Origin of the sequence: Methyloprofundus sedimenti, from assembly GCF_002072955.1 — a bacterium.
Lineage (GTDB): Bacteria > Pseudomonadota > Gammaproteobacteria > Methylococcales > Methylomonadaceae > Methyloprofundus > Methyloprofundus sedimenti.
In genome coordinates this window covers 1,775,222-1,800,883 of sequence record NZ_LPUF01000001.1, presented here as the reverse complement: position 1 = coordinate 1,800,883, position 25,662 = coordinate 1,775,222, and the positions used below count along the sequence as shown (strand labels likewise).

General features: G+C 40.4%; 20 protein-coding genes. 8 read left to right on the top strand and 12 right to left on the bottom strand.

All coding sequences use genetic code 11. The features are described from left to right. Window positions 1–92: 92 nt before the first annotated feature. Window positions 93–803: a TetR/AcrR family transcriptional regulator gene (locus AU255_RS08000; protein WP_233144584.1), complete on the bottom strand. Its 711-nt coding sequence runs from the start codon at window positions 801–803 to the stop codon at window positions 93–95. Window positions 804–956: 153 nt separating this feature from the next. Between AU255_RS08000 and AU255_RS07995 the strand changes: the two genes are divergently transcribed. The 4 genes from AU255_RS07995 (at window position 957) to AU255_RS07980 (ending at window position 8,236) form a co-directional block, all read left to right on the top strand. Continuing rightward, a complete protein-coding gene (locus AU255_RS07995; protein WP_080522383.1) occupies window positions 957–2,498 on the top strand; it encodes a SulP family inorganic anion transporter in 1,542 nt (513 codons plus the stop codon). Window positions 2,499–2,516: 18 nt separating this feature from the next. After that, window positions 2,517–3,158: a carbonic anhydrase family protein gene (locus AU255_RS20725; protein ID WP_080522382.1), complete on the top strand. Its 642-nt coding sequence runs from the start codon at window positions 2,517–2,519 to the stop codon at window positions 3,156–3,158. A gap of 333 nt (window positions 3,159–3,491) precedes the next feature. After that, window positions 3,492–5,162, top strand: coding sequence for a cation:proton antiporter (locus AU255_RS07985; RefSeq protein WP_080522381.1), 1,671 nt, complete (start codon window positions 3,492–3,494; stop codon window positions 5,160–5,162). 197 nt (window positions 5,163–5,359) lie between these two features. After that, window positions 5,360–8,236, top strand: a complete 2,877-nt coding sequence (locus AU255_RS07980) for a cation-transporting P-type ATPase (protein WP_080522380.1) — start codon at window positions 5,360–5,362, stop codon at window positions 8,234–8,236. Window positions 8,237–8,476: 240 nt separating this feature from the next. Here the strand turns inward: AU255_RS07980 and AU255_RS07975 are convergent, their stop codons facing one another. The 3 genes from AU255_RS07975 to AU255_RS07965 all read right to left on the bottom strand — a co-directional run bounded on the left by AU255_RS07975 (window position 8,477) and on the right by AU255_RS07965 (window position 10,528). Beyond that, window positions 8,477–8,986, bottom strand: coding sequence for a MarC family protein (locus AU255_RS07975; RefSeq protein WP_233144583.1), 510 nt, complete (start codon window positions 8,984–8,986; stop codon window positions 8,477–8,479). Between the two features lie 11 nt (window positions 8,987–8,997). Further along, the gene (locus AU255_RS07970) at window positions 8,998–10,248 is read right to left on the bottom strand and encodes an ISL3 family transposase (protein WP_080522378.1); all 1,251 of its coding nucleotides are present in this window, start codon (window positions 10,246–10,248) and stop codon (window positions 8,998–9,000) included. Window positions 10,249–10,321: 73 nt separating this feature from the next. Continuing rightward, window positions 10,322–10,528 (bottom strand): MarC family protein, encoded by a 207-nt coding sequence (locus tag AU255_RS07965; protein ID WP_080522377.1) that lies wholly within the window; start codon window positions 10,526–10,528, stop codon window positions 10,322–10,324. 238 nt (window positions 10,529–10,766) lie between these two features. Here AU255_RS07965 and AU255_RS07960 point away from each other — a divergent pair, with 238 nt between their 5' ends. Then, window positions 10,767–11,156: a hypothetical protein gene (locus tag AU255_RS07960; protein WP_198942568.1), complete on the top strand. Its 390-nt coding sequence runs from the start codon at window positions 10,767–10,769 to the stop codon at window positions 11,154–11,156. A gap of 593 nt (window positions 11,157–11,749) precedes the next feature. After that, window positions 11,750–12,976, top strand: a complete 1,227-nt coding sequence (locus AU255_RS07955; protein ID WP_080522376.1) for an NAD-binding protein — start codon at window positions 11,750–11,752, stop codon at window positions 12,974–12,976. Between the two features lie 670 nt (window positions 12,977–13,646). Here the strand turns inward: AU255_RS07955 and AU255_RS07950 are convergent. The 7 genes from AU255_RS07950 to AU255_RS07920 form a co-directional block, all read right to left on the bottom strand. Then, window positions 13,647–14,933, bottom strand: coding sequence for an alginate export family protein (locus tag AU255_RS07950; RefSeq protein ID WP_143735890.1), 1,287 nt, complete (start codon window positions 14,931–14,933; stop codon window positions 13,647–13,649). 133 nt (window positions 14,934–15,066) lie between these two features. Next, window positions 15,067–15,945 carry a hypothetical protein gene (locus AU255_RS07945; RefSeq protein WP_080522374.1) on the bottom strand — a complete coding sequence of 293 codons (879 nt, stop codon included), beginning with the start codon at window positions 15,943–15,945 and terminating at the stop codon, window positions 15,067–15,069. A 6-nt stretch (window positions 15,946–15,951) separates the two neighbouring features. Further along, window positions 15,952–17,349: a glutamate decarboxylase gene (locus tag AU255_RS07940; RefSeq protein WP_080522373.1), complete on the bottom strand. Its 1,398-nt coding sequence runs from the start codon at window positions 17,347–17,349 to the stop codon at window positions 15,952–15,954. A 587-nt stretch (window positions 17,350–17,936) separates the two neighbouring features. Then, a complete protein-coding gene (locus tag AU255_RS07935; protein WP_080522372.1) occupies window positions 17,937–18,542 on the bottom strand; it encodes a 5-formyltetrahydrofolate cyclo-ligase in 606 nt (201 codons plus the stop codon). 18 nt (window positions 18,543–18,560) lie between these two features. Next, a complete protein-coding gene (locus AU255_RS07930) occupies window positions 18,561–20,558 on the bottom strand; it encodes a flavohemoglobin expression-modulating QEGLA motif protein (RefSeq protein WP_080522371.1) in 1,998 nt (665 codons plus the stop codon). After that, window positions 20,551–21,588 (bottom strand): glutathione synthetase, encoded by a 1,038-nt coding sequence (locus AU255_RS07925; RefSeq protein WP_080522370.1) that lies wholly within the window; start codon window positions 21,586–21,588, stop codon window positions 20,551–20,553. Before AU255_RS07925 ends, AU255_RS07930 begins: the two co-directional genes overlap by 8 nt. 93 nt (window positions 21,589–21,681) lie before the next feature. Further along, the gene (locus AU255_RS07920; RefSeq protein ID WP_080522369.1) at window positions 21,682–22,689 is read right to left on the bottom strand and encodes an isocitrate/isopropylmalate dehydrogenase family protein; all 1,008 of its coding nucleotides are present in this window, start codon (window positions 22,687–22,689) and stop codon (window positions 21,682–21,684) included. 143 nt (window positions 22,690–22,832) lie between these two features. Here AU255_RS07920 and AU255_RS07915 point away from each other — a divergent pair, with 143 nt between their 5' ends. After that, window positions 22,833–23,741 (top strand): NAD(P)-dependent methylenetetrahydromethanopterin dehydrogenase, encoded by a 909-nt coding sequence (locus tag AU255_RS07915; protein ID WP_080522368.1) that lies wholly within the window; start codon window positions 22,833–22,835, stop codon window positions 23,739–23,741. Between the two features lie 43 nt (window positions 23,742–23,784). After that, complete coding sequence (locus tag AU255_RS07910) at window positions 23,785–24,687, top strand: NAD(P)-dependent methylenetetrahydromethanopterin dehydrogenase (protein WP_080522367.1); 903 nt, start codon at window positions 23,785–23,787, stop codon at window positions 24,685–24,687. A gap of 420 nt (window positions 24,688–25,107) precedes the next feature. On the opposite strand, the gene AU255_RS07905 is transcribed toward AU255_RS07910, so the two are convergent. Beyond that, window positions 25,108–25,623 carry a hypothetical protein gene (locus tag AU255_RS07905; protein ID WP_080522366.1) on the bottom strand — a complete coding sequence of 172 codons (516 nt, stop codon included), beginning with the start codon at window positions 25,621–25,623 and terminating at the stop codon, window positions 25,108–25,110. Between the last annotated feature and the right edge of the window lie 39 nt (window positions 25,624–25,662).

Here is a 25,662-nt window from a genome sequence, read left to right as displayed (position 1 = left end):
CTGCTTAACTAGAGAGTATTATTGCCAGAACAATAAATACACAAGCATCTAAGTGTTGTTGAGATCATTAAGTTCCACATTCAATAGCGGCTCTAAGCCTTATGGATACTGGAAAACACTAAATCTTCCAGAAATGAAATAATTTCTAGTTCATCTTTATGAGCGCCAAAATCTGTCAATGAAGGCAGGTTATGCATAAAGAAATTCTGCAAATGTGCTATTTCAATGATTGTAGAGGCTAATGATTTTGGGTATTTGTAATTAGCATTACATTCTAAAATCATATGACCAATAACGGCACACAGATCTTTATAGGGCTTGAATAACTGATCCTTGTTATCTTCGGATACGTTTCTGGTCAGATAGGTTTTGGATCCTTCGGTAATAATGATTTGATGTAAACTACTTTCATTAATATGACCAGTTCTTACATCGTCTTCTACTTTACTGGCGAGTAGCTTAATCACCATTTTTAGCTTGACTGCTGGATCTTCAATATTTTGGGTATAAAAGCTGACCTGGTACTCAAGCCAACTCCAATACCAGGCGGTCAGGTATATCAGCAACTTGTGTTTATTTTCAAAATACCGGTAAATACCCGCCTCGGTTGAGGCCATCTCGTTTGCCAGTTTTTTAAAGGTAAAGTGTTCAAAACCATTTTTATGAATTAATTGAATACTGTGCAGAATAATCTTTCTTCCCAGTGCCGATTTCTCCGGGTTTCTGAGAAATAATTTATCATTCATTTTAATGTGTAATTGTACTTCCATCACGCCACCTAATTGAGCTGTGTTTTTAAACAATTTATTTATTTAATGCCTTAAGAACAAAGCTGTGCTGAAAATTATTGTTATAAATATAAATTCAAAGCTTTACAAGCCTAAATGATAGTATTACTATTCATTCAAAGTAGTAATACTATCTTAAGTTTAAACCAACTATTTGGAGAAGTACAAATGTTTAAAGAAATTAAAAACGATTTGCCTGCCAGTATTGTTGTGTTTTTTGTGGCACTTCCTCTGTGTCTTGGTATTGCCTTGGCATCTGGAGCCCCTTTATTTTCAGGCATTATCGCGGGTATCGTCGGCGGTATCGTAGTCGGTATAGCAAGTGGATCGACACTGGGAGTGAGTGGCCCCGCCGCAGGGCTTGCTGTGATTGTTTTGACCGCTATCGGATCTTTGGGATCCTGGTCTGCTTTTTTATTGGCTGTTGTCCTGGCTGGCGTCATACAATTGATTCTGGGGTTTGCAAAAGCCGGTTTTATTGCCTATTTCTTTCCTTATTCTGTAATTAAAGGCATGTTGACGGGGATCGGGCTGTTAATTATTTTAAAACAAATTCCCCATGCATTGGGCTATGACAAAGATACCGAAGGGGACTTAGAATTTTTTCAGCTGGATGGCGAAAATACTTTTTCGTCTATTACCAACGCATTTGAGGTGTTCACTGATGGAGCCGTTTTGATTTCAGTGCTGTCACTGATCATTCTTATTTTTTGGGATACTGTGTTAATCAAAAAACATAAGCTGTTTCAATTGATACAGGGACCGATTGTAGTTGTTCTGCTAGGCATTATGATGAATATGCTGTTTCAAAGCGGCGTGATAAATTTTAGTCTGGGTGCAGATCAGGTGGTTAAACTTCCTGTTCCTGATAGTTTTAGCGGTTTTCTAAACCAGTTTACCTTGCCAGATTTTTCTGCCATCAACCAGCTAAAAGTATGGGAAGTTGCATTTGTTATGGCGATTATTGCTAGCCTGGAAACATTATTGTGTGTAGAAGCTACCGATAAACTCGACCCTGATAAGAGAGTCACACCCACTAACAGGGAACTAAAAGCTCAAGGCCTGGGAAATATTGTTTCCGGATTATTGGGTGGTTTACCTGTTACTCAGGTAATTGTGCGCAGTTCTGCCAATATTGCCTTTGGTGGTAAAACTAAGCTATCTGCCATACTTCATGGGATTTTTTTATTAATCAGCGCGATGACTATCGCTGATTTATTGAATATGATTCCGCTCGCAAGTCTGGCGGCTATTTTGCTTATTGTCGGTTATAAGTTAGCTAAACCAGCCCTTTTTAAACAAATGTACCAATTAGGTTGGCAGCAATTTTTGCCATTTATATCAACGGTAATTGGCATTCTGGCCACTGACTTATTAATGGGTATTTCTATCGGTATGTTTTTTGGCATTTTTAATACCCTATACCATAGTTATCACAATTCCTATTATATGAAAGATATTATTAGCTCAGAACAGGGACAAAAGGTGCACCACTTTGTTTTGGCAGAAGAGGTTTCGTTTTTTAATAAGGCAAGCATATTACAGGCATTAAATAAAATACCGGGTAATTCAAAAGTTATTATTGATTTTTCAAATAATAAGTCTATTGATTTTGATGTACTGGAAATCATAAAAAACTATGAAAGCAATGCTAAGACCAAAAATATTACGGTTGAAAAAATCGACTTTATTGAGCCAGTTACGGCATAAGACCCTTAGGAAATAAATATGAAAACATTAACGCAGGAAATGCAAGCCGCCATCACGCCGACAATGGCCTTGGAATTATTAAAAGATGGCAATAAGCGCTTTATCAACAACCTAAAAATAAATCGCAACTTATTGCAACAGGCCAACGAAACCTCCGATGGACAGCACCCATTTGCAGTGATTTTAAGTTGTATAGATTCCCGTACCTCCGCAGAGCTGATTTTTGATCAGGGTTTAGGCGATATATTTAGTGTGCGCATTGCGGGCAATATTATTAATGAAGACATTTTAGGTAGTATGGAGTTTGCCTGTAAAGTTGCCGGCTCTAAAATAATCGTGGTGTTAGGACATACAAAATGCGGTGCTGTAAAAGGCGCTTGTGACCACGTAGAAATGGGTAACCTGACAGCTTTGTTGAGTAAGCTACAGCCCGCTGTTTATGATGAAAAAACGGTCACTGAGAATCGAAATTCAGGCAACGAAGAATTTGTCGAAAAAGTATCTACCATTAATGTTAAACGAACGGTACATGCCATTATGGAACGCAGTCCAATTTTAAAGGAAATGATTGAAAACGGTGAATGCGGAATTATTGGCGGCAATCATAATATCACTACGGGCGAAGTCAGTTTTTATGATGATGTGTTAATCATTAACTAGATTTTATTGTCATTTGTCAGGTTATTTTTGTCCTTTTATCATTTTGATAAAAACATCAATACGGATTTATTTTAACATCGACATTCCCTGTATTTTAGTTCAGGATTACAAGCATACACTATAGCTTCCTGATATGAACATGCAGGAATGACTGTCATTTTCTGAAGAGTATTTTAAAAATTTTTAAGGTTGATAAAAAAGCGACTTCCTATTTTTGTGACTTTTGTTTTTTCTAGACGCTTGGCTAACTCCACCCATTAGGCATTATGGCGCTTTTTTTGTTCACTCACGGACCAAAAATAAAATATTAATATTAAGGCATAGGATTGGCATATGAAATTTGTTTTTAGTGATATTTTTACCGAAATAGCGGCTTTATTATTTTTAGCCGCGCTTTTCGGTGCGATTGGTTTGCGCTTAAAACAACCATTGATTGTCTCCTTCATTGCGTTAGGTATCTTTGTTGGTCCATCGGGTTTAGAGTTAGTCAGTGCTAATGATCAGGTTGACCTATTAGCGAAACTGGGAATTGCTTTATTGCTTTTTGTTGTGGGTCTAAAACTGGATATGCATATTATCCGCACCATGGGACCAGTAGCACTGGCAACTGGCTTAGGGCAGGTGTTTTTTACCTCGGTATTTGGTTATTTGATTGCGCTTGCCTTAGGTATAAGCCCAGTTGGTGCCGTTTATGTCGCCGTGGCTTTAACCTTTTCCAGCACCATTATCATTGTAAAGCTCTTATCGGATAAACGCGAAGTCAATGCTTTGCATGGGCGTATAGCTCTTGGATTTTTGATTGTTCAAGATATTGTTGTGGTGCTGGTGATGATCGGCCTGACGGCTTTTGGTCAAGGCGGCGATTTCGAGTCATTGCAAAATGAAGCCTTAAAAGTCCTGGTGAATGGCACTGGGCTGATATTAGCGATTATGCTGTTAATGCGCTATGTATTACCCCATGTCTTACGCGTGCTGGTAAAATCGCAAGAGTTGTTATTGCTGTTTGCGATAGCCTGGGCAGTATCGCTGGCAACCATTGGTGTTATGTTAGGTTTTAGCAAAGAGGTCGGTGCTTTTCTGGCAGGAGTTTCGATCGCTTCTTCACCCTATAAAAATCTGATAGCTGCCAGAATGGTGGGCTTGCGTGATTTTCTGTTATTGTTTTTCTTTATCGATCTGGGCGCACAGATGGATTTATCGATAATCGGGCAACAATTAACACCGGCGCTCATTTTTTCAGTGTTTGTTTTGCTGGGTAATCCCTTAATCGTGATGGTGATCATGGGTTATTTAGGTTATCGAAAACGCACAGGGTTTCTGGCAGGACTAGCTGTGGCACAAATCAGTGAGTTCTCATTAATTCTTGGCGCATTAGGTGTTAAGTTAGGACATATTACCCCGCAAATACTGAGCGTCATTACTCTGGTCGGGGTAGTCACGATCAGTATCTCCACTTATATGATTATTTATTCGCACCAGTTATATGAAAAATTAGCACCCTGGATGGGGATTTTTGAGCGCAAAATTGCCTACAGAGAACTGCAGGAAGATATCGATGCATTCGATAACCGGGCAAATGTTATTTTGATTGGACTAGGACGGTTTGGTACAGGTATTGCTGATATTCTAAGCGCCAATCATTATCGGCTGCATTGTATAGATTTTAATCCTGATCTAGTGCATAAGGGACACCGCTCAGGGAATCCGGTTTATTATGGCGATGCTGAAGACCCCGAATTTATCAGTACATTATCTTTAGCTCATGTAAAGTGGGTGATTAGCACGGCAGATGACCCTCATGTGAGTTTATCTTTATTGCAAGGTTTGAACAACCAGGATTTTCAAGGAAAAATTGCAGTTACGGCACATAATCATGCAATTGCAGATAAATTAGAACAGGCCGGTGCAGATCTGGTTTTAATCCCTTATGAAGATGCAGGTAAAGGCGCTGCTGCACAAATCATGGAAATGAGTAATAAACAAACATCAGTGACGAATATTTAACGATTGCCCTCTTCCTGTGCAAAGATCAATTTCTTATTTTCAACAACCTTGTACTAAATTGCGACTGTATTATAGAATCGGTATGTCCGTAAAGTGCAGGTAATCAATTATGAATCGAAAGATTTTTATTGAAATATTCAGGTTTGCTGTCCAGAAAGCTGATTTCTCTTTGTTTTTTTAATTCAGGATATTGATTTATGATAGGGCAATGGCTTACTGACATAAATAATCTTTCGGTCACGTTTTATCAATGGCTTTCTCTACCCTTCGTTTGGCCATGGCTTGTTATATTGATAGCGATATTTCTCGGCATTACTTCTGCATGGATCACCTGGCATATTTTACAAAGGCAGCAAGGGTCACAACCAGAAACGCAGATATCAGCAGATAAAACTGCCTGGCACAGCTTAAGTGTTGAACAGGTGTTGGATAAATTGCAGGCGTCTATTCATGGTCTTAAGCAGATAGAGGTTAATGAGCGTCAACGGCAATACGGACTTAACCAATTACCGGAAATAAAACCCCGCAGCGCTTTTTTGCGTTTTCTCAGTCAGTTTCATAACCTGTTTATTTATGTATTGCTGTTTACTGCGATAGTAACCTTGGTGCTGGGTCATCTGGTCGATAGTGGGGTGATTTTTGGCGTGGTGATTATTAATGCGCTGATTGGTTTTATTCAGGAAGGGAAAGCGGAAGACGCATTGCAAGCGATTCGCAATATGCTGTCGCCACAGACTTCGGTATTGCGTGATGGCAAGCAGATTGCTGTTGCTGCCGAACAGTTGGTGCCTGGAGATATTGTAGCCCTACAATCCGGTGATAAAGTACCGGCTGATTTACGTTTATTCAAATGTAAAAATTTTCGTGTGCAGGAAGCGGTATTAACCGGTGAATCATTGCCCGTGGAAAAGCAGATCGACCCAGTCGCACAAAACTCAGAGCTGGGTGATCGCTTATCGATGGCGTATTCAGGCACTTTAGTCAGCAGTGGCCAGGCAACAGGTCTGGTTATTGCAACCGGCATTGATACTGAAATCGGCCTGATTAGCGCGTTGGTATCTAAGGTAGAAACACTAGTCACGCCGCTGCTTAAACAAGTCGCTCAGTTTGGTCTCTGGCTGACAAGTTCTATATTGATATTGGCAACAGCAACATTTTTCTTTGGTCACTATTACCGCGGCTACGATTTTACTGAAATGTTTATGGCCGCCGTGGGCCTGGCTATAGCAGCAATCCCTGAAGGTTTGCCAGCCATAATGTCGATTACCTTGGCGATTGGCGTACAGCGTATGGCCAAGCGTCATGCCATTATCCGACGTTTGCCAGCAGTGGAGACTTTAGGTTCGGTAACAGTGATTTGTTCTGATAAAACCGGTACGCTGACCTGTAACGAAATGACAGTAACTTCAGTGTTGACTGCTGATAGTCTGTATAGCGTTGATGGTATCGGTTATAACCCGCACGGAAATTTTCAGCTTGAACAACAGGATATTACTCCCGATGAGTATCCGGTTCTGGGTGAATTAGCGCGTGCTGCGTTGCTATGTAACGATGCATCTCTGCACGAAAAGCACGGCAACTGGTTGTTACATGGCGATCCTACCGAAGGCGCTTTATTAGCAATGGTGCTGAAAGCGGGCCTGGAGATTCATCTGGAACAGGAAAAGTGGCCGCGCACAGATGTCATTCCCTTTGAATCGGAACATCGTTTTATGGCGACCTTACATCACGACCATAGCGGACATGGATTTACTTATATTAAAGGTGCACCGGAAAGGTTACTTGAAATGTGTACTAAACAGCGTAACGGTAGCGAAGATAGCTTACTGAATCGTCATTATTGGTTAGAGCAAATGCAGTTGATGGCACAAAAAGGCCAGCGACTATTAGCTATCGCGATGAAAGCGGACGCAAATCAACAGCGTAACTTAACCTTTGCTGACCTGGAAACCGGATTGACTTTATTGGGCATCGTCGGCATGATCGATCCACCTCGAGGCGAGGCAATTCTGGCCGTGCAGCAATGCCAGGCGGCAGGTATCGCAGTCAAAATGATTACCGGTGATCATGCCGATACGGCAGCCGCTATTGGTACGCAATTGGGGCTGTGTACCCAAGGTGAGGATGTGTTATCAGGGCATGAAATTGAAACCTTATCGGATAAAGAATTACAGCAAGCTGTCAGTAAAATTAATATTTTTGCCCGCTCCAGTCCAGAGCATAAATTACGCCTGGTTAAAGCAATGCAGGCGAATGGCGATATTGTCGCAATGACAGGTGATGGCGTCAATGATGCACCGGCCTTAAAGCGAGCTGATGTCGGAACGGCAATGGGGCAAAAAGGAACAGAAGCTGCTAAGGAAGCAGCGGAAATGGTCTTAGCCGATGATAATTTTGCTTCCTTGGCTCATGCAGTAATGGAAGGGCGCACTGTTTACGATAATCTGAAAAAAGCGATTTTATTTATTCTGCCCACTAATGGTGGCGAGGCGTTAGTGATTATGGCGGCTATTATGATGGGTAGAATGTTACCGATAACGCCAGTGCAGATTCTTTGGGTGAATATGATTACTGCAGTAACACTTGCCTTGACGCTGGCTTTTGAGCCGCCAGAAGCTAATGTTATGCTACGGCCGCCACGTAATGCTAAAGAGCCATTATTAACGGGGCGGCTAATCTGGCGTATTGTGTTTGTTTCTTTGATAATCGTAACAGGTACTTTTGGCTTGTTTTTATGGGAGCGGCTTCATGGGGAAACTATAGAACACGCACGCACCGTGGCAGTAAATACTTTGGTGATGTTTGAGATTTTTTATTTATTCAACTCACGAAATATTGAGGGGGGTATTTTTAATTTTGAAGGTATATTTGGCAATCGCTATGCTTTGTTAGCTATCGTGTTGCTGTTAATCTTTCAGTTTGCTTTTACTTATCTGCAGGTAATGCAGCGTTTATTTGGTACAGTGCCAATAAATTTGGGTCATTGGTTGTTGATTACCCTGATTGCCTTTTCGGTATTACCGCTGGTAGAACTTGAAAAGTGGGTGATACGTAAACTCGGGAAAGCGGATTAAAACCCGCGCCCCAAATTTGAAGTGCTTTTTGCCCTTTATAAATGGAATGTCCGACCGCTTATTTTCTTAGATTATACTTCGTGCGGTCACATTTACGGTTTTCTAGCGGCCGATTTTAGCCGATAGCTGCGTTGTGCTGAAACAGTTGCGTAGCTTGTTACTATGCACCTGTTTCAGCGCCTTGCTCTCGACTAAAATCAACTCGTTATACAACCGTATCCGCGACCGTACGAAGTATATCTATATCCCGGCCGCCAACACCGGGAATAAACCCTTTAAACCATTAGCAATAAATTCAATCGCCAGAGCAGCAATAATCAAGCCCATTAAACGGGTAAATACATTGATGCCTGTACGGCTGATATGCCTGTTAAGCCAGGGTATACACGCTAACACCCCCCATAAAATCATCACTACCAGAACAATTATCAGCACCATCATCAGATAATGATGCAAACCAGCTCCTCTAAAAGCATACAATATGATGTAACTAATGGCTCCCGGACCAGCTAATAACGGTATTGATAAAGGTACGATTGCGATAGATTCTTTAGTCTCACCTTCTTGCATTTCCTGTTCGGTTTGTAGTGTTTCACTGACTTTTCCGTGTAGCATATCAATAGCCATCATCATCAGTAAAATGCCACCAGAAACCCGAAATGAATTAATGCTTATACTAAAGTAAGTCAGCATGTATTGGCCCATAAACAAAGCAAATATCGGCTCTTCCCGATTTCGCGGGGTGACCACAACATATAGTGTTAAGCATATCCGAATAAACGTCGGCCTTCGACATCAAGCCAAATATGCTGAAATAAACGCCCTATATCATAAATGCCATAGCAACGTCTTTTGATCACCTTAATTTTGTTATTCAGTCCCTCTACAAAACCACTGGTTTCACGGCGAAGAAAATAATTAGTGATTTCATGCTGCCAGTTTTGTAAGGTCACTATAAATGAGTTGAAACAGTCCAACTTCAGATTTCTAACCTGCTCGACCCATGAATTTAGCTCAGCTTCTGCCTGACTTTTACTTAAAGGTCGGTTAAAAATACCCGTCAATGCTTCCCGATAAATATAAATTTGCTTAAGCTCTGGCGCATAATTAAAGAGCTGTATTAATTTAATTTGTTGCTCTTCATTCAAGTCCCAGAGTGATTTTCGGAATAACCACATCACGCCTTTCAGTTGGGCATAATCCTCACTAGAAAGCGTCTTTTTCAGTGTTTTCATCTCTTTTATTCTTGCGTTGTCTGCACAGGCTCGATAGCTTTTGGTCACATGGAATCGATCAACCACAACCTCAACGCCATGAAGTTCCTCATACACTGCATTACTGTAGCCGTCATACATATCAACGCAGGCACGTTGTATTGTTCTTTTAATTTCCACGGGAATGCTTTGTAGAAATATTTTTACTGTTTCCTTTTTGCGATTTGGCAATACGGCCAAAATGCATTTTTCTCCGCCTTCATTGATCCCTGAAATGATAACAACAAAATCTTTATGTCCTTTTTTTAACGCAATCTCATCAAGTCCAAGTAATGGCAGGCTTTTTATTGTCTCCCAATCCACTTCTTGACGAATATAACGATTAATAATGCCTTCAACAGCCGCTTCATTAATGCCACGTTTGATACTGATGTCGGTTATTGTGCTATTGATTAGGTCGCGCAATATCCACTGTTCATAGGCTTTAGTATGTGGGCTTTTTTGATCATACCAACTACAGCGCTGAGTGGTTGTCGGGCCTTGATCACAATAAGGGCATTGGTAACGCTTCGGTTTGATCTTAATCCAGACGGACTGTTCAAAGATCGGTAAATGGCGTAACGTAATTTCTTTGCCATAGCCATAAAACTTATCGATAGGCTGATGGCATTGCCGACAAGTTGTGCCTTTGCATGTACTTTGGACTTTAATAATAATTCCTTTTTTAGACTCAGTATCAAATGCCTCTATTTGCACATCGGGTAAATCCAAAGGAATTTGTAACAATATCGGGTTCATTTATTTAAAGTTTGCCGTCTAAAAAGATGGCTATCATACCCAGCCTGCACCTAAATAATCAAATAGCAATATACTACATATAGTGACTACCCCGCGAAGTCGGGAAAAGCCCAAATATCAGGATAGTAAACACTGAAAAAATGACGGTATGTACTAATCTCTTGAGTTCCTGTTGTTTAATTTCTGGGGCCAGTGCGACGACGATAGGTACTGCCGCCAAGGGATCCAGCACGGCTAATAAACCGATAAAGATTTGTATATAATTTGTATATTCAAGCATTATCGCTGACACTCATATTGTGTATTCCTTTTCACTTAGGATATTATTGTAAATCAGTCTTTATGACGCGTCCTGCTATATTATTCCAATATCAGAATATTATAGCCAATGGCCTGTAATCATTGTTAAACAAACTTAAACTGCCTCAAAGTTATTGCTATATTGAATAAGTTAGGCTATATTTTTCTAGGGTTAATTACAACTCTATATCCTAAACCGTTAATAAGGAGATTAAAATATGAAAAATTTTTTGGTAAAAACAACTGGAATGACTCTGATCGTTGGAATCGCTCTAAGCGGTTGCACAATGATTGAAAAAAGTGATGCAACAAGTGCTGAAAACAAGCTGGCAGCGGCTGGATTTATAGTTAAATATGCAGATACACCCGCAAAGCTAGCGCACATTAAATCAATGCAACAGAGAACGATAATCACCCATATCAAAAATGGTACTGTTTATTATGCTTATGCCGATGCCGAATTCTGCAAATGCCTGTACATGGGCAAGGAAGAAAATTTTGGAGAATATGAAAAATTAACCATCCAGCAACGCACCGCCGAGATGAACCAGGATGCAGCGATGAACTGGAATGCCTGGGGGGGATGGAGAGGCTACGGTTATTACTAAGAAATATGCATTACAATAATTTTTTCACCCTGGGATCTCAGACAGCCTGTCTACACAGTTGAGACGGCCTGTTAACGTTCCCTCAAAAAACAGCTTGCTCATGTTAATTTATGCATATCTTAAAGCATAAATTTGTCTGCTAAATGCCAGGGCGTGCTTTAGCAGCTGTCAAAGTATTAATAATTCGGAGTAAACAACTTGTTTATTTACTCCGAATTATTATAAAAAATTGTCCTGTTTTAACTATGCTGAGTGTAAATCTGCTCAATTAATAATTACTATTTTTGTTTCTTCAGAACCAAAATAACAGCTGCAAGAAGCACGATGACTTCTTAATGATGGTCATCATCATTATTGCTATGCGCTGACGTTATTGAAAGCATAAATGCAATAATAGCCGGATTTAAGCAAGTAGCGATCCTTGAGTTCGGATAATATTAAGTGTAATGCCGGTTTGTTATCGTTGTATAGTTGTAATTTGTTATTATAACTAGTTGCTAAGCAAACTAGTTCTATCAAGGTCTCCAGTCTTAAGCGCGCAGCCTTAAATCTATTTTATAAACCGTGTTATTGCGTAATATGACAAATTTTTTATGCTCAAGCTAAGTAAACTCCAATCACTATTTCTGCTGGAAAAAAAATGGCTAGTTTCCTTTAGCTGGTTTCCTCAGGTTCCACTTGCTCTCGCCTCAGCTTTGGCCGGCTTGATGTATTTGGCTCCAGTGATGAAAGCTACGCTGGGATGGGATGTTGTAGGAACGCAGTTTGCAAATGAACTTGGGGATTTAGTTGATCCAAATATTCTGGGAATCTCTCAATCTGCTATTGGCGCTTTATTACTGATTATGTCGCTAGGTTTATTCCTGCGTTCACGGCTTGCATGGGCAACGTGTGTTCTAGTGATCTTTTTTGGTTTGGCATTGCAGTTAACTATCTTAGCAAAGTCAATACACTGGTGGCGGATTATCTTTGATGGTATTATTTTAATGCTGCTGTTACCAGCCTATCATCGTTTTGACCGGCACAATGTTAGACTCGGTACTCTGTTCGCCTTGGCATCAGTAATAGTTTTAAATGGCTATGCTGTTTTGGGGGCTTATTATCTTGGTGATCAATTTGTCCCGCCGATCACGGATTTAACCACCGCGTTATACTTTATCGTGGTGACCATAACATCCGTTGGTTATGGTGATATAACACCGATTACAATGGAAGCGCGTGTTTTTTTGATTTCGGTTATTACTCTGGGAATTACAGTCGTCTCTGTTTCCTTAGGAGCCACCTTGATTCCGGCATTTTTAAATCACTTAGAGAAAGTAACGGGCAAAAGAAATATAATTATGGAACGTAATAATCATTACATTATCGTCGGCTTTTCCGCGCTCGCTAGTAACACCTATCGTGAGCTGACTGATCGCGGAGAGAAAGTTACCGTTATCATGCTTTCATCTGAGGAATCGAAAGACCCTAAATTTTCTGATATTGATGTAGTCGTTGGAGACGGTAGTGATATCAACACACTTAAAATAGCTGGGGGCGAGGAAGCAAAAGCAATTCTAGCTTTATTGAATGATGATTCTGAAAATGCCTTTGTTATTCTGGCAGCTAAAGAGCTTGATAAGCCTGTAAAAACCGTTGCAGCGGTCAACGATGTAAAAAATATGAACCGAATTCGGAAGGTGCATCCTTCTTTTGTGATTGCACCACAAGTGCTCGGAAGTGAACTGTTGACCATGGCTTTAACCGGTGAGAAAGTCGACAGTTCTACGATTATGCAGCGTTTAATGGGGCAAGCTAAATTGGTTTCTGACAAAGACTAAAATAGCCTCTAATGGATAAAGTTTCGCTTACTCAATTTTAATGAGCATCAAGGTCAGGTCAGGTTAAATTCTCTAGCGATGGACAAAAAGCTAATCCGGGCTACACGGGGTTTAATATGAATATTTTGGAAGTGCAATATTTATAAAGCCTGGGGTGCAATGCCATAGGTAGAATTTTTTCCTGATGGCAATGCTACATTGTACAAGGTAGACATTATAAATCTCACCGAACCCGGTAAATTCAATACGCTAATCCATCATTCAATATTAGAGCTAGCTGCCCTCCCATAAGCCGTGCCGGAAAAACTTATATTTCCATTACATGAAAATCTGTAGGATGGGCAAAGCAATAGCGTGCCCATCAAGCTACTATATAAAGATGGGCACGCAAAAGACCTTTGCCCATCCTACAAGTTGCTCATATTATTTCGTGCATGTTCCTAACCGACCGCGCTCACGTAATTTATCAGCCATATCAAACAACGTAAGGTTGATAGAATCAGCAGTTAAATTTTTTCAGACTTTGTTGGTCAAGACTTTAAAAGATACTCAAGTTTTCTTCCTTAATTATAATGATATTTCAGATATTATAAACTGAACGAACAGTAGCTTTAGCCACTTTAGTGGACGAAAGCCACAGTCCACAGCCATAATCTTTGCTTAGTTTTACCTATAAACTCCATGACGCATACAGCATAGAATGAAACCAGGTCTGTCCACCACCTGTATATTGTCTTGCAGCCTCTCCCGGTATTGCCATAGCTAGTACAGCACTGAGCGATAAACTATCAAGTACTTGCCAGTCAGCTATCAAATCCACTTCATCGGCAAAATTATGTGCTGTTACATTGTCAGCTAAAGACTCTGACTGATCAATATTGAAATGATAATAAAATAAATGCATGCCCAGTGTTTTAGTCGGTTTAGCACTTAAGCTAACTAAATAACTGAATAAATTACTATTTGCCAGCACATATTCACCAATAATTTCCCCTTGAAACCAGGTTCCCCACTCACTCATGCCGTAGGTTAAAGGCGTAAACCCTTCATCCCGGACAGTATCTGGATTATCGCCCTGTAAGCCTGCAAAACGAAAACTCACAGTAGGTGTCCAGCGCGTATTTTTAAATTCGTAACTGATTTTGGCAAATCCACCATTAGACTGAAATTCACTACCCTTTTGTTCAAAGGCATACTCAGCATTTAATGTGAACTGGGGCCAAAACGGTAGCGGTGTAATATCGACTCTGCCATCGAAGACATCAAGCCCGTCAATAATTTTATTATCGGTATTATAGATATGTAAATAAGTAAAGCCGAAAGTATTTTTGCTAGTCAGCGTAAATTCCAGGTTAACGCCATTGGTACTACCGGCTTCGTTAAATTCCTTAGCTGCGTCAAATACAAGATGAAATACCTCAATTTTAGTCGGGCCTGAATTAATACGGCCTATCACCGTTTCTTTGAATGCTGTACGCGGACCGATCCAATAGGCACCTTCTATGCCGCCATTAGTTGCACCAGTATAGATTAAGAAACCGCTACCAATTTGATAGTTCTGTCGACCACCAGAAATATCGATAGCATTCTTACCCAGAGTAGGGAAAAGCGTACCTGAACGCCAGCCGGCATAGGCTTTTTCGGTATATCCAAACCCAGGATTATCATATCCAAAACTTAACCCTGATGCATCATGCCCTACAGTCTGGGCATAGATAAAACTATATGCACCATATAATTCAGTATCTCCAAAAAAATTAACTGAAGCTTTAAGCCCAGCTTCAGTAGAAAATTCCCACCAGAAATTTGCTGTATCCCCGATATTGTCCTGAGCTTTCCCAAACCAAGGATTTGCTTCTGCAAATGCCGCTGTATTGATATTTAAAATGGCTGCCAGTTTGCCATATTTTCCTTTTACTATCTCATAGTCAGCAAAAACGCAGGAACTAACAACCAAAAGAGAGCATATGCCAATTTTAAAACAAAGTTTCGCTGAGTTTGCAGGGCGAAGCTTCGGCACGCCTTTAGCGTACCCGGTAAATCCTGACGTGCTAAAAGCGCGCCCTGCAGACACCCTAATAAATAAGACCCTATTCAGAAAACATTTCTGGAAGCAATAAATAACTGCCAATAAAAAAACACACGCCTCCCTGAAAAGTAAAAAATGCGGACAACCAGCTAAAAGTAGACGAAGTATCACCAGCAGGTACTGCCAAGCTATATAAGGCAGAAATCATAAATCCCACCGAACCTAATAAATTTAGCACGGTAATCCACCATTCAATATTTCCTGGCTGCCACCCCCAATAACCATGACAGATTTCCATAAAAGCCAAACGACTCGCAATCAAAAAACAGATACAACCTATCATATTCGGCGTCCAGATCAAAATATCCTGCTGTATCCAATTCAAATCGTTAATAAGGGCATTGCCGGTATTAAAATTAAACATCACCGTACCAATCAATTGCACTAGACTCGCCATATAACCAATGCGTTGTGGATGCCAGGCCACCCACTGAAAACTATCCGGAAGCTTTTGCTCTGCATATAAGCCCTCACTATCCCCAGCATTTACCGACTCCAGCAACTGACAAAAGGCAGCTGAGGTAAAAAAAAGTGAACCGATAAAAAATACCCAGTCTACAGTCAATCCCGTTGTCAGTGATGTAGGAATATCTTGCGGGAAGGTAATCGCATAGCCTCCCACACTAAATAAGGCCGACCCGATAATAAATAGCACGGCAACCCACCATGTTAAGCGTGCCGGCGCCCAGATATGCAACCAGGGATATTTAAACCCAGGAGATACCGCATGGACACCCTCAGGCGTAACAAGTAATGCACCACGTCCTTTGCGATGGCGTCGCGAAGTAACGATTTTTTGTCTTCCCCCTTCCAGTAAATGAACGGCTTTTGTTACATAACCCAGGCCGGAAAAACTAAGATTTACAAGAGAATCTGTCATAAGCTCTTAATGATGGAAATGACTACCTTCTTTTTTAGCGATAAATCCAGGTTGAGATTCAAACCAAGCCAAAGCACGACGCATATCTTGCAGCAGCATATCAGCCATATCATGGCTAAAACCTTCTTTCACAACGACCCGTTGCACGACAAGATCCTGACGGTTTGGTGGCATCGGATACGCAGGCACTAACCAGCCTCGCTCACGTAATTTATCAGCCATATCAAACAGCGTAAAATTGGAGGAATCCGCAAAATCATCTTTTAATTTCCAGCAAAATACCGGAATATCACTGCCATTAGTAATCAATTCAAATGGACCCAGCTTGGCAATTTCGCCGGACAAATACAGTGCGACATCCTGACAAGCCTGTTGGATACGCTGATATCCATCCATACCTAATCGCAGGAAGTTATAATATTGAGCAACTACCTGATTGCCTGGCCGTGAAAAATTGATTGAAAAATCAATCATATCACCGCCCAGATAAGTAACATGAAAGACTAAATCTTCAGGCAAGTGCTTTTTATCGCGCCATAATGCCCAGCCGACACCCGGATAAACAAGACCGTATTTGTGTCCGGACGCATTGATCGAAACGACACGTGGCACACGAAAGTCCCATTCCAGATCAGGCTGAATAAACGGGGCAATAAATCCCCCGCTCGCACCATCCACATGGATCGGAATATCAATCCCGGTTTGTTGCTGATAACGATCCAGCGCTTCAGCCACCTCTTTGACCGGTTCATACTTGCCATCCATAGTGCTACCCATAATGACAACGACACCGATAGTATTTTCATCGACCAGTTTTAAGGCTTCTTCAGCATTAAGGGTAAAGCGATTACCTTCAGCTTTAACTTCGCGTGCTTCAATATCCCAGTATTTACAGAATTTATGCCAGCAGATTTGCGTATTGGCACCCATGACTATATTAGGCTTGTCAGTGGATTTGCCCGCTTTTTTCATTTTCTCCCGCCAATTCCATTTCATCGCCATGCCGCCCAGCATTGCTGCTTCGCTGGAACCTATTGTAGAGGTGCCGGTTGCCGTTTCATAATCCGGCGAATTCCACAAATTAGCTAACATATTGATACAGCGGCTTTCGATTTCAGCCGTTTGCGGATATTCATCCTTGTCAATCATATTTTTGTCGAAGCATTCCGACATCAGTTTCATCGCTTCTGGTTCCATCCAGGTAGTTACGAAAGTCGCCAGATTTTGCCGTGAATTACCGTCCATGATCAATTCATCATGAATCAGGTTGTAAACTGTTTCCGGTGCAGTACTTTGTTCCGGGATAGTATGCTTAGGAATGCTTCCTGTCATTTCTCTGGAAGCATAGGTTGGTGTTAATACCGATTCTTCAGCCGATAGGTCTTTAACTTTTTGTTCATGCATGGGTTTTATTCCTAATATGAATTAAATTATTGCATGCCCGGCACAGGCATACTTGATTTTTCAGATGACATCTTACACAGCAAATCCAGGGGCTTAAGTTATTTGGCGCCCCGATAACAAGTGAACTATCTTTTGTGTTGGAGTAATGTTTGTCCAGGTCGACCTGCAAATGTTCTATATCATATCTCAGTTTTATGTCCCATTACACCCAACGCCAATGAATAATCGCATAACACTTAGCATATAGTTAGTATTTCAATCATTGGGAAACTTCAGCTTAGTTTGGATTTTCTTGAGCTATACGCCTGCCTATCAGATTGGCAATCAATACCGCAATAAAAAATTGCCCCATAATGAGCTTCCAGTACAACAAAAGCTCTTGCTAATATGGTTGCGGGGACAATATCACTCTAACCCAATGTGGTTAGGGTAATCATACTGAAATACCACATCTGGAAAATAATAGTCAGACGGATGAAACGGGTACGATAAAGATCAATGGGTGACATCTTTCCTCATACCAATCGGGGAACACAGACAATGAAAATGTGCTGGAAGAATATTCAGAGCTAATTCGAGCCTGATATTTACCGGTCTCCACACTTATAAATGTGAGTTTCAGTAATCACAGTATGCATATAAACATCATATTCCTGCATTAGGATTTGCTCGAAAATCTGACTATCAAAACAAATACCAATTAATTTACTTTTTGCTGCCAGACATGCAAACAAACGATCATAATACCCTGCCCCATTGCCTAGTCGGCCGCCCTGCGCATCAAATGCGACACCCGGCACAATAGCTACATCTATTTGCTCAATTGCGATTTCTTTTCCGGGTTCTCCCCAGCGCTCCTTTGGCGGTTCTAATATGCCCCAGGTGCCTGCACTCAACTCGGATATATCTTCTAAATGCCATAAGCCTAGTTGATTATTTCCCTGCGTATCTTTTGTACAATAGGGAATAACAATTTGTTTATCCCGGTTTAACAACTCGGTTAGGACTGTATTATAGGTATGTACTTCAGAGCGGCAATGTAAATACCATAAGACAGTCTTTGCCTGTTGATACTCGTTTAATGCAAGTACTTTATCAGATATTACCCGACTTAATCGCTCTTTGTCCTGTTGTGCATTACGGGCAACATAAGCCAGGCGACGTTGTACAGTTTTAGCAGGTCTCTCACACATTGGAAGAATTGACGATTTTTATTCAGCAGAATGCATTACATAATCTAATATGGGGTTCGCTTTAATATGCATATTTTTCTGCAAATACATGGGTAAATAAGTTGGCTTGTCCACCATACCGCGCGCCATCATTTCATTGATTATTTTTAGATAAGCAAAACCTGTTTTACCCACATAAAGCCCCTCTAATGAACCCTGCTCATAAGCTTTAAGCGCATCTTTAACTCCCCTTAAATACAAGAAATCTTTGGTAAATCCACCGCCACGATAAACACGAGCCGTTAAACGAAACGCATCATCCACATTACTGCCATATTCATTGACTAAAGTATTAAAGGTATGACTGAAATCATGCTTTTTTACCATCATATTTACTGCGATTACGCGTAGAGCGAGAGTTTTCAGGCGAGGCAAATTCATATTGCCGGTCATATACTCGGATAAAATAGCCAAACCTTCCTGTGTATGAGTGTTACCTGGCAAACCCACCTTAAAGATTTTAAGCTGCTGCAAATCGGAGTTAAACGTCGTGACCATGTGTACACCTAACTCATGATGAATCAAAGCATCGATCTCTACATGGTTCATTTTCGTCGACTTGTTGATGAAAATAATTTTTTTAGCGTTATCTACCATCGCCGAAGCGATAATCTTATCGGTTATCTCAACTTTACACTGAATATTGTATACTTTCAACGCCTCTAAAAAATGCTGCTTTGCCGCTTTAGCATCTATATTACGCTCTAGGGTTTCTTCATAAGGCTTGGCAAATAACAGGAAATTTGCCATCTGTATATCTTCTTCGCTCGGCTCACCGTAGTAGCGTAAAGAGTTATACATAAATTTATCTGTACCAATGGTGGTTAATAAATCAATTTTGGTCGCATATGAGTCAATCACATCCCGATACATCTGCTGAATAGAAATATCAGCAATATCATCTTGAGGTAAACGGTATAGTTTTTCCCTAAACTCAAAAGGATCAATTTCCAACTGTCGATAAGTAAACGCAGGTGTGTAATTATAATTTTTAGCAAAAAACTGCTTCTTTTCACTCACCAAATTCTTAGGATTAATATAACTTAAGGTTTCAATTCCTGTTGCGAGTTGGTACAGTTTTTTATCCAGTTTCAAAACCGCTGGATCAATTTGGGATGACAGTAATTTGGTTTTATTACTGCGTACTTTGGGTTTATGCTGCTTGGAAAAATACAAAGCATTAGACAAAATTATCTCTTTTAATGCTTCTTTTAAACTATCAAGCACCAATGGATAAACTTCGCCTGATAACTCATCCATAAACACTTTTTTCACTTCAGTCGGTAAAACCAGTGTCTTTTTAAATTTTTGCTTAACGAAAGTTGCTAAATAGCCCCTACCGAAAAAAACCTCATTTATTGCCGAACGCGTCTGGATATTCGGCAAATCGATCACTGCTAAAGTTTTATTCCAATGCGTAATTACACGCTCCCAACGTTCACTATCCAGTTGTTCTGTACCAATATTAAAGGTCGGCGGCGTTTGTTCTGTCTGCATTCTTACATAGTTATAAGAATGCAGATCATAGACCAGGCAATTACCATGCAAAGCTTCCACTTTCTTGATAATCGCACCTAACAAGCGATAAAACAGCGCATGCTTATCCAAGCTCGTTTGGTGTTGCTGTTTAGTAAGTGGCTTAGTCCAGATCTGTTTACCCCAGGCTTCATCATAAACACACGTTTCAGGTGGACGATTCAGATCATATTCATAACGGGAATCCAGGCCAATTAAAGTAATCGGCATAGAAGCAATCATGTCGCCGGTATAAGGATCTTCTTCATACAGTCTCTCATCTGAAACAAGCCTGCACTTTTCGGCTAGATCATCTCTTAGATTATGACCATTATGAATTGCAGTACATACAAAGAAGCCATAATCTTCAATCTTGATTTCAAACGCATCATCAACCTGCGCATGAAACAATTCGCCTTTTTTTATGGCTTTAAGACAAGCCGCTTCCGTTAGTTTATACATTATCAATCGCCGTTGAAAATTCAGTTTTACGGGCTTGAACATACTGTCTACTGTTTTTAGTCTTCACCACAAGCTCGACAAAATCAATAACTTTAGTCTGTAATTTAACGCGATTCAGCTTATTAATACGCATAATTCCGCCGGGACTTAAGACATTGACTTCAATTAATTTCCCACCGATCACATCAATACCAACAAAGTACAAGCCATCCCGCACCAACTTAGGACCAATCAGATCACAAAGATCTTTTTCTGTTTTTGTTAACACATGCTTAACTACACTGCCTCCTGCATGGACATTAGAACGCACATCACCCACAGCAGGAATGCGTTTCATGGCACCAAGCACCTGGCCATTGAGCATTAGAATACGCACATCACCCAGTTCTGCACCTTCGACATACTCTTGAAGAATAACGTAATTCCCTTCTTTAGTGGTATTAATATAAAAGTCCAGAAGTGAACGAAAACTTGCCTGTGCCTTTTTCTCAACCATAATAACACCATGTCCTCCGTAACCATCAAGGGGTTTCATGATCATCTTATCGGTTGCTGAATCACGCAATACTGACTCAAGATAGTCAGGTGTTTTAGACACATAAGTTTTCGGAATATACTTATTTTCAGGATCATCAAATGAAGAGGTATACAATTTATTATTTGCAATCCTTAAACCATCGATATCATTCATAATAAACACATCGTCACGTACAGAATCTAAAAAGTTCAATGCCGTGACATTAAGTGGCGGATTAGAGCGCATAATAATCGCATCAAAGCCGCCTAATGGCAGTTTAACCTTACGAAAACGAGTATTTTTATAGAATGTAGTAATTTTTGAGGGAACCACGCTCTCTCTAATAAAAACATTACAAAAAGCCATCGCTGTGGATTCGCGCATCGTCAGATTATGTACTGTCGCTAATGCAACAGTATGTCCACGTGAGACACATTCATGAATCATACGAATTGTGGAATCAGTTTCCGGGTCAACTCTCTCCCACGGGTACATCAAAAAAAGAATATTCATTCAGTTAATCTCAAAAATACTTCAATAAAAAATGGGCTGCATATTCTTATGCAACCCATTCTGTTTGCTACCATATAGTTTTAATTTTGTGCATTATAACTCTGCAATTATCGCCTCACCCATTTCTATGGTACCGGCTCTAGAACTGGGGTTTAAGTCAGGAGTTACATTGTCACCAGCGTTAACTACTTTTTCCAGTGCAGCCTGAATGCGGTTAGCTGCGTCTCTTTCGCCCAGATACTGCAGCATCATCACACCAGCCATGATAACAGCTGCTGGATTGGCTAGATTTTTCCCCGCTATATCCGGCGCACTACCGTGCACTGCTTCAAACAATGCTGTATCTTCACCTATATTAGCACCTGGAATCAGGCCTAAGCCACCGACCAGACCTGCCGTTAAATCCGATAATATATCGCCAAACATATTCGTGGTCACTATGACATCAAATTGGTGCGGATCCATGACTAAATGCATACAGGTAGCATCGATAATTTTTTCATCAAATTCAATTTCAGGATAACGCGCTGCAACTTCACGACCTACATCTAAAAACAAACCCGAAGTATATTTAAGAATATTCGCCTTATGACATAAGGTCACTTTTTTACGGCCATTGTCACGCGCATATTTAAACGCATAATCAACAATACGCTCTGAGCCTTTACGTGTTATAACAGCAAGGCTTTCGGCAACATCTTTCTCTTTGGTTAAGTAATGTTCCAGCCCCATATAAAGACCTTCGGTATTTTCTCTAATAACAATAATATCAATATCTTCAAACTTACTTTGCGCCCCTTTCCATGATCTTGCCGGACGAATATTAGCGTATAAATCATATTTTTGACGTAAAGCGACATTAATACTTCTAAAACCCTTACCCACAGGCGTGGTTAACGGGCCTTTAAAGGCTACTCTGTTTTTGTCAATAGAGATTAAAGTCTGATCAGGAATAGCCGTTCCATATTTATCATAAGCAGCCATTCCAGCATCTGCTTCTTCCCAATTAATTTTGACACCGCTAGCATCAATTATTTTTACTGCCACATCCATAATAGATGGACCTATGCCATCCCCTTTGATTAAGGTTACATTATGCATTCAGATATATCCTTTAAATTTAAAATTAACGAAAATAATACACACTTTTATTTGAATTTAAAAATTTCAATGTGATTAGCTCGTTTTTATTTTATACTTATATGTTGAATTTTGATATTGAAACACGATTTTAAGAGAGTGTCATGAATAAACCCTTTATCTTACATATGTTCACCACCGCTAAAAACCTAAGTCCATTTGATGTCAATATGGCAGTTGATGCTGGCTGGCTGGCAGCCATACCTTATACAAATGTAGAACCGAATGAAGTATGTGGTTTAGTTCAAGATACAATTTTTTCTCGTAGCCCTAAAGGCCTAAAAAACACCGGAATTTTTATTGGAGGCCGTGATACACAACAAGCAATGGGCATGCTTAAAAGCGCAAAAAAATCCATGTTTTCACCCTTTGAAGTATCAGTCTTTGCAGATCCAAGCGGTGCATTTACAACCGCAGCGGCCATGGTTGCAGTAGTCGAAGATAAATTAAAAACAAATTTTGCTACCAACCTGACAGGTAAGAATGTATTGGCCATAGGTGGAACCGGACCTGTTGGTCAAGTCGTTGCCGTCTTAGCGGCTCAAGCTGGAGCAAATGTAAGAATTATAGGTCGTGAACTAGAAAAAACACAACACATAGCAGATATATGTAACCAGGAATTTGGTGCGGGTAAAATTAACATTACCGCAGCTTCTGACGCCGATAAAGCAGGCTATATTAAAACTGCAGATGTGATTTTTGCTACGGGCGCAGCAGGTGTTGAATTATTAAGCGCTGAACTCCTTGCCTCAGCAGTGCAGTTAAAAGTTGCCGCAGACGTAAATGCTGTCCCACCATCTGGTGTTGCAGGATTAGATGCTTTTGATAACGGTAAAACAATTACCGGTTCTAACAGCGGTGCAGTGGGTATAGGTGCATTAGCAATCGGCAATGTAAAATACCAGGTTCAAAGCAGACTTTTAAAGAAAATGACTGAAGTCGATAAGCCCGTTTTCTTACATTTTGAACACGCCTTTACAATGGCTCGCGACTATATAATAGCGGCTAAATAATCTGTGCATTCCGTGAATACCGACCAACTACTAAGGAAACCTTATGGCTAAAAGAAGCATATTACACATGTTTGATCCAATGCCCAATAACAGCCCTTTTGATGTCAATATGGCACTTGACTGCGACTTTGATGTACTGATGTCTTATGCCAATGTCAAACCTGACAGCATGCATCGAATGACTCAGGATGTCATTTTCTCGCGCGGACCTAAAGGCGTTAAACAAACCGCTATTTTTATTGGCGGGAGAGATATTGGCGTTGCAATTGACATGTTAGTTAGCGCTAAAAAATCCATGGTTCCGCCATTTGAAGTGTCTGTTTTAGCTGACCCTAGTGGTGCATTTACAACAGCAGCCGCTTTAGTCGCTTGTGTTGAAAAAGAACTAAAAACGAAATTTAATAAACAGTTAAAAGACTGTAAAGCATTGGTTTTCGGTGGTACCGGCCCGGTGGGCATTGCAACTGGTGTAATTACATCATTGGCTGGAGCAGAAACTAAGTTGGTTGACCATTTTTCCAAAGATGTAGCACAAAGTCTGGCTGAAGAATATAACCGTCGCTTTAAATGTAATTTATCAGGCACCATTGCAACCTTTGATGAAGATAAAATAAAACTAATCGAAGATGCCGACTTAATTTTTTGTACTGCCAAAGCAGGTATCCAGATTCTAAGTGCAGAGGTATTAGGCCACGCTACACAACTCAAAGTTGTCGGTGATGTTAATGCCGTTCCGCCTTCAGGAATAGCAGGCGTAAATGTCAATGATTTTGGTACCCCGTTAGCGAGTACAGAAAGCGCTGTCGCAGTAGGCCCATTAGCAGTCGGTAATGTTAAATACAAAGTTCAACATGCCCTCCTTAGCTCAATGCTAACAGGTGATAAGCCAGTTTATTTAGATTTTATCGAAGCTTTTAAAAAAGCCAAGGAAATATTAGATTCATAGAACTCTGCTTCCACCAGCTTCTCGCGCAGTAGCAGCAATTATAGAGCGGGCTTTTGTCCGCTTCGCTTCAACCTCTCTCACACCATCTTAATATCCTGCGAGGTAATCACTGCCTAAAGCCCGCGCTGAGGGATAGTTTTTCCCCTAAGTTACACAACCTGTTCTAAAACCCAATCGCCAGATGACCACTCAGTTAATAGAACCATTACATTATATAGTGCCAAAAAACAGAAAATTTCCTGATTACCCACAACCCTCACCTATGCGCCAGGCAACTGAACATAAAATTTAACCTTTTTTAATTACAGAGGATACTGCGTATAAACAATAAAAAACTCTGTGTCCTCAGTGGTGGTTGTTTATAATTTCTATACAGAGTGCCGACTTGTGCTTTGACCCTTTCTTGTTCTCATAACCTCTTTAAGACTTACTATGTCCTATATACTTATTCCAGACAAAGGTTAAAGTAATAAAAGCCAGAGCTATTATGGCAATGATCCATATATATTCGTCTAAATAAGAAATAATGACTGTTGAAATAGCGAGTAAAATACCCAGCGCATAAAATTGCCAACCGACATGAATTCCATCCAGAAAAGTAGACAGCGATAGAATCAACAGAATCATTAGCGCAACTGTTTCATTCTGCACCTGACCCGAGTGTAAAAAGGCATAAACTACCATCACTGCAATAAAAGTACTGCCCCAGTGCAGCAGTTGCGTTGCTACTAACTTTGTTTTTGTTTGCCTATCACGCGCCCTTTGCCATCCCGTCACAATGGCTCCAAGAGCAAAAACAAAAGTCATGCTCAGCCAATAGAAATGGGCGTCAGCAGGGGAAAAATTAGTAATTGCCATACCTAATAAAGCAAGCAGGACTAATGTTACATAAATAACCTTGTCTATTGTCGACAATTTATTGGATAAAACACTCATTTTTTACTCCTTAAAAATCATAATAATTGACCAATACTG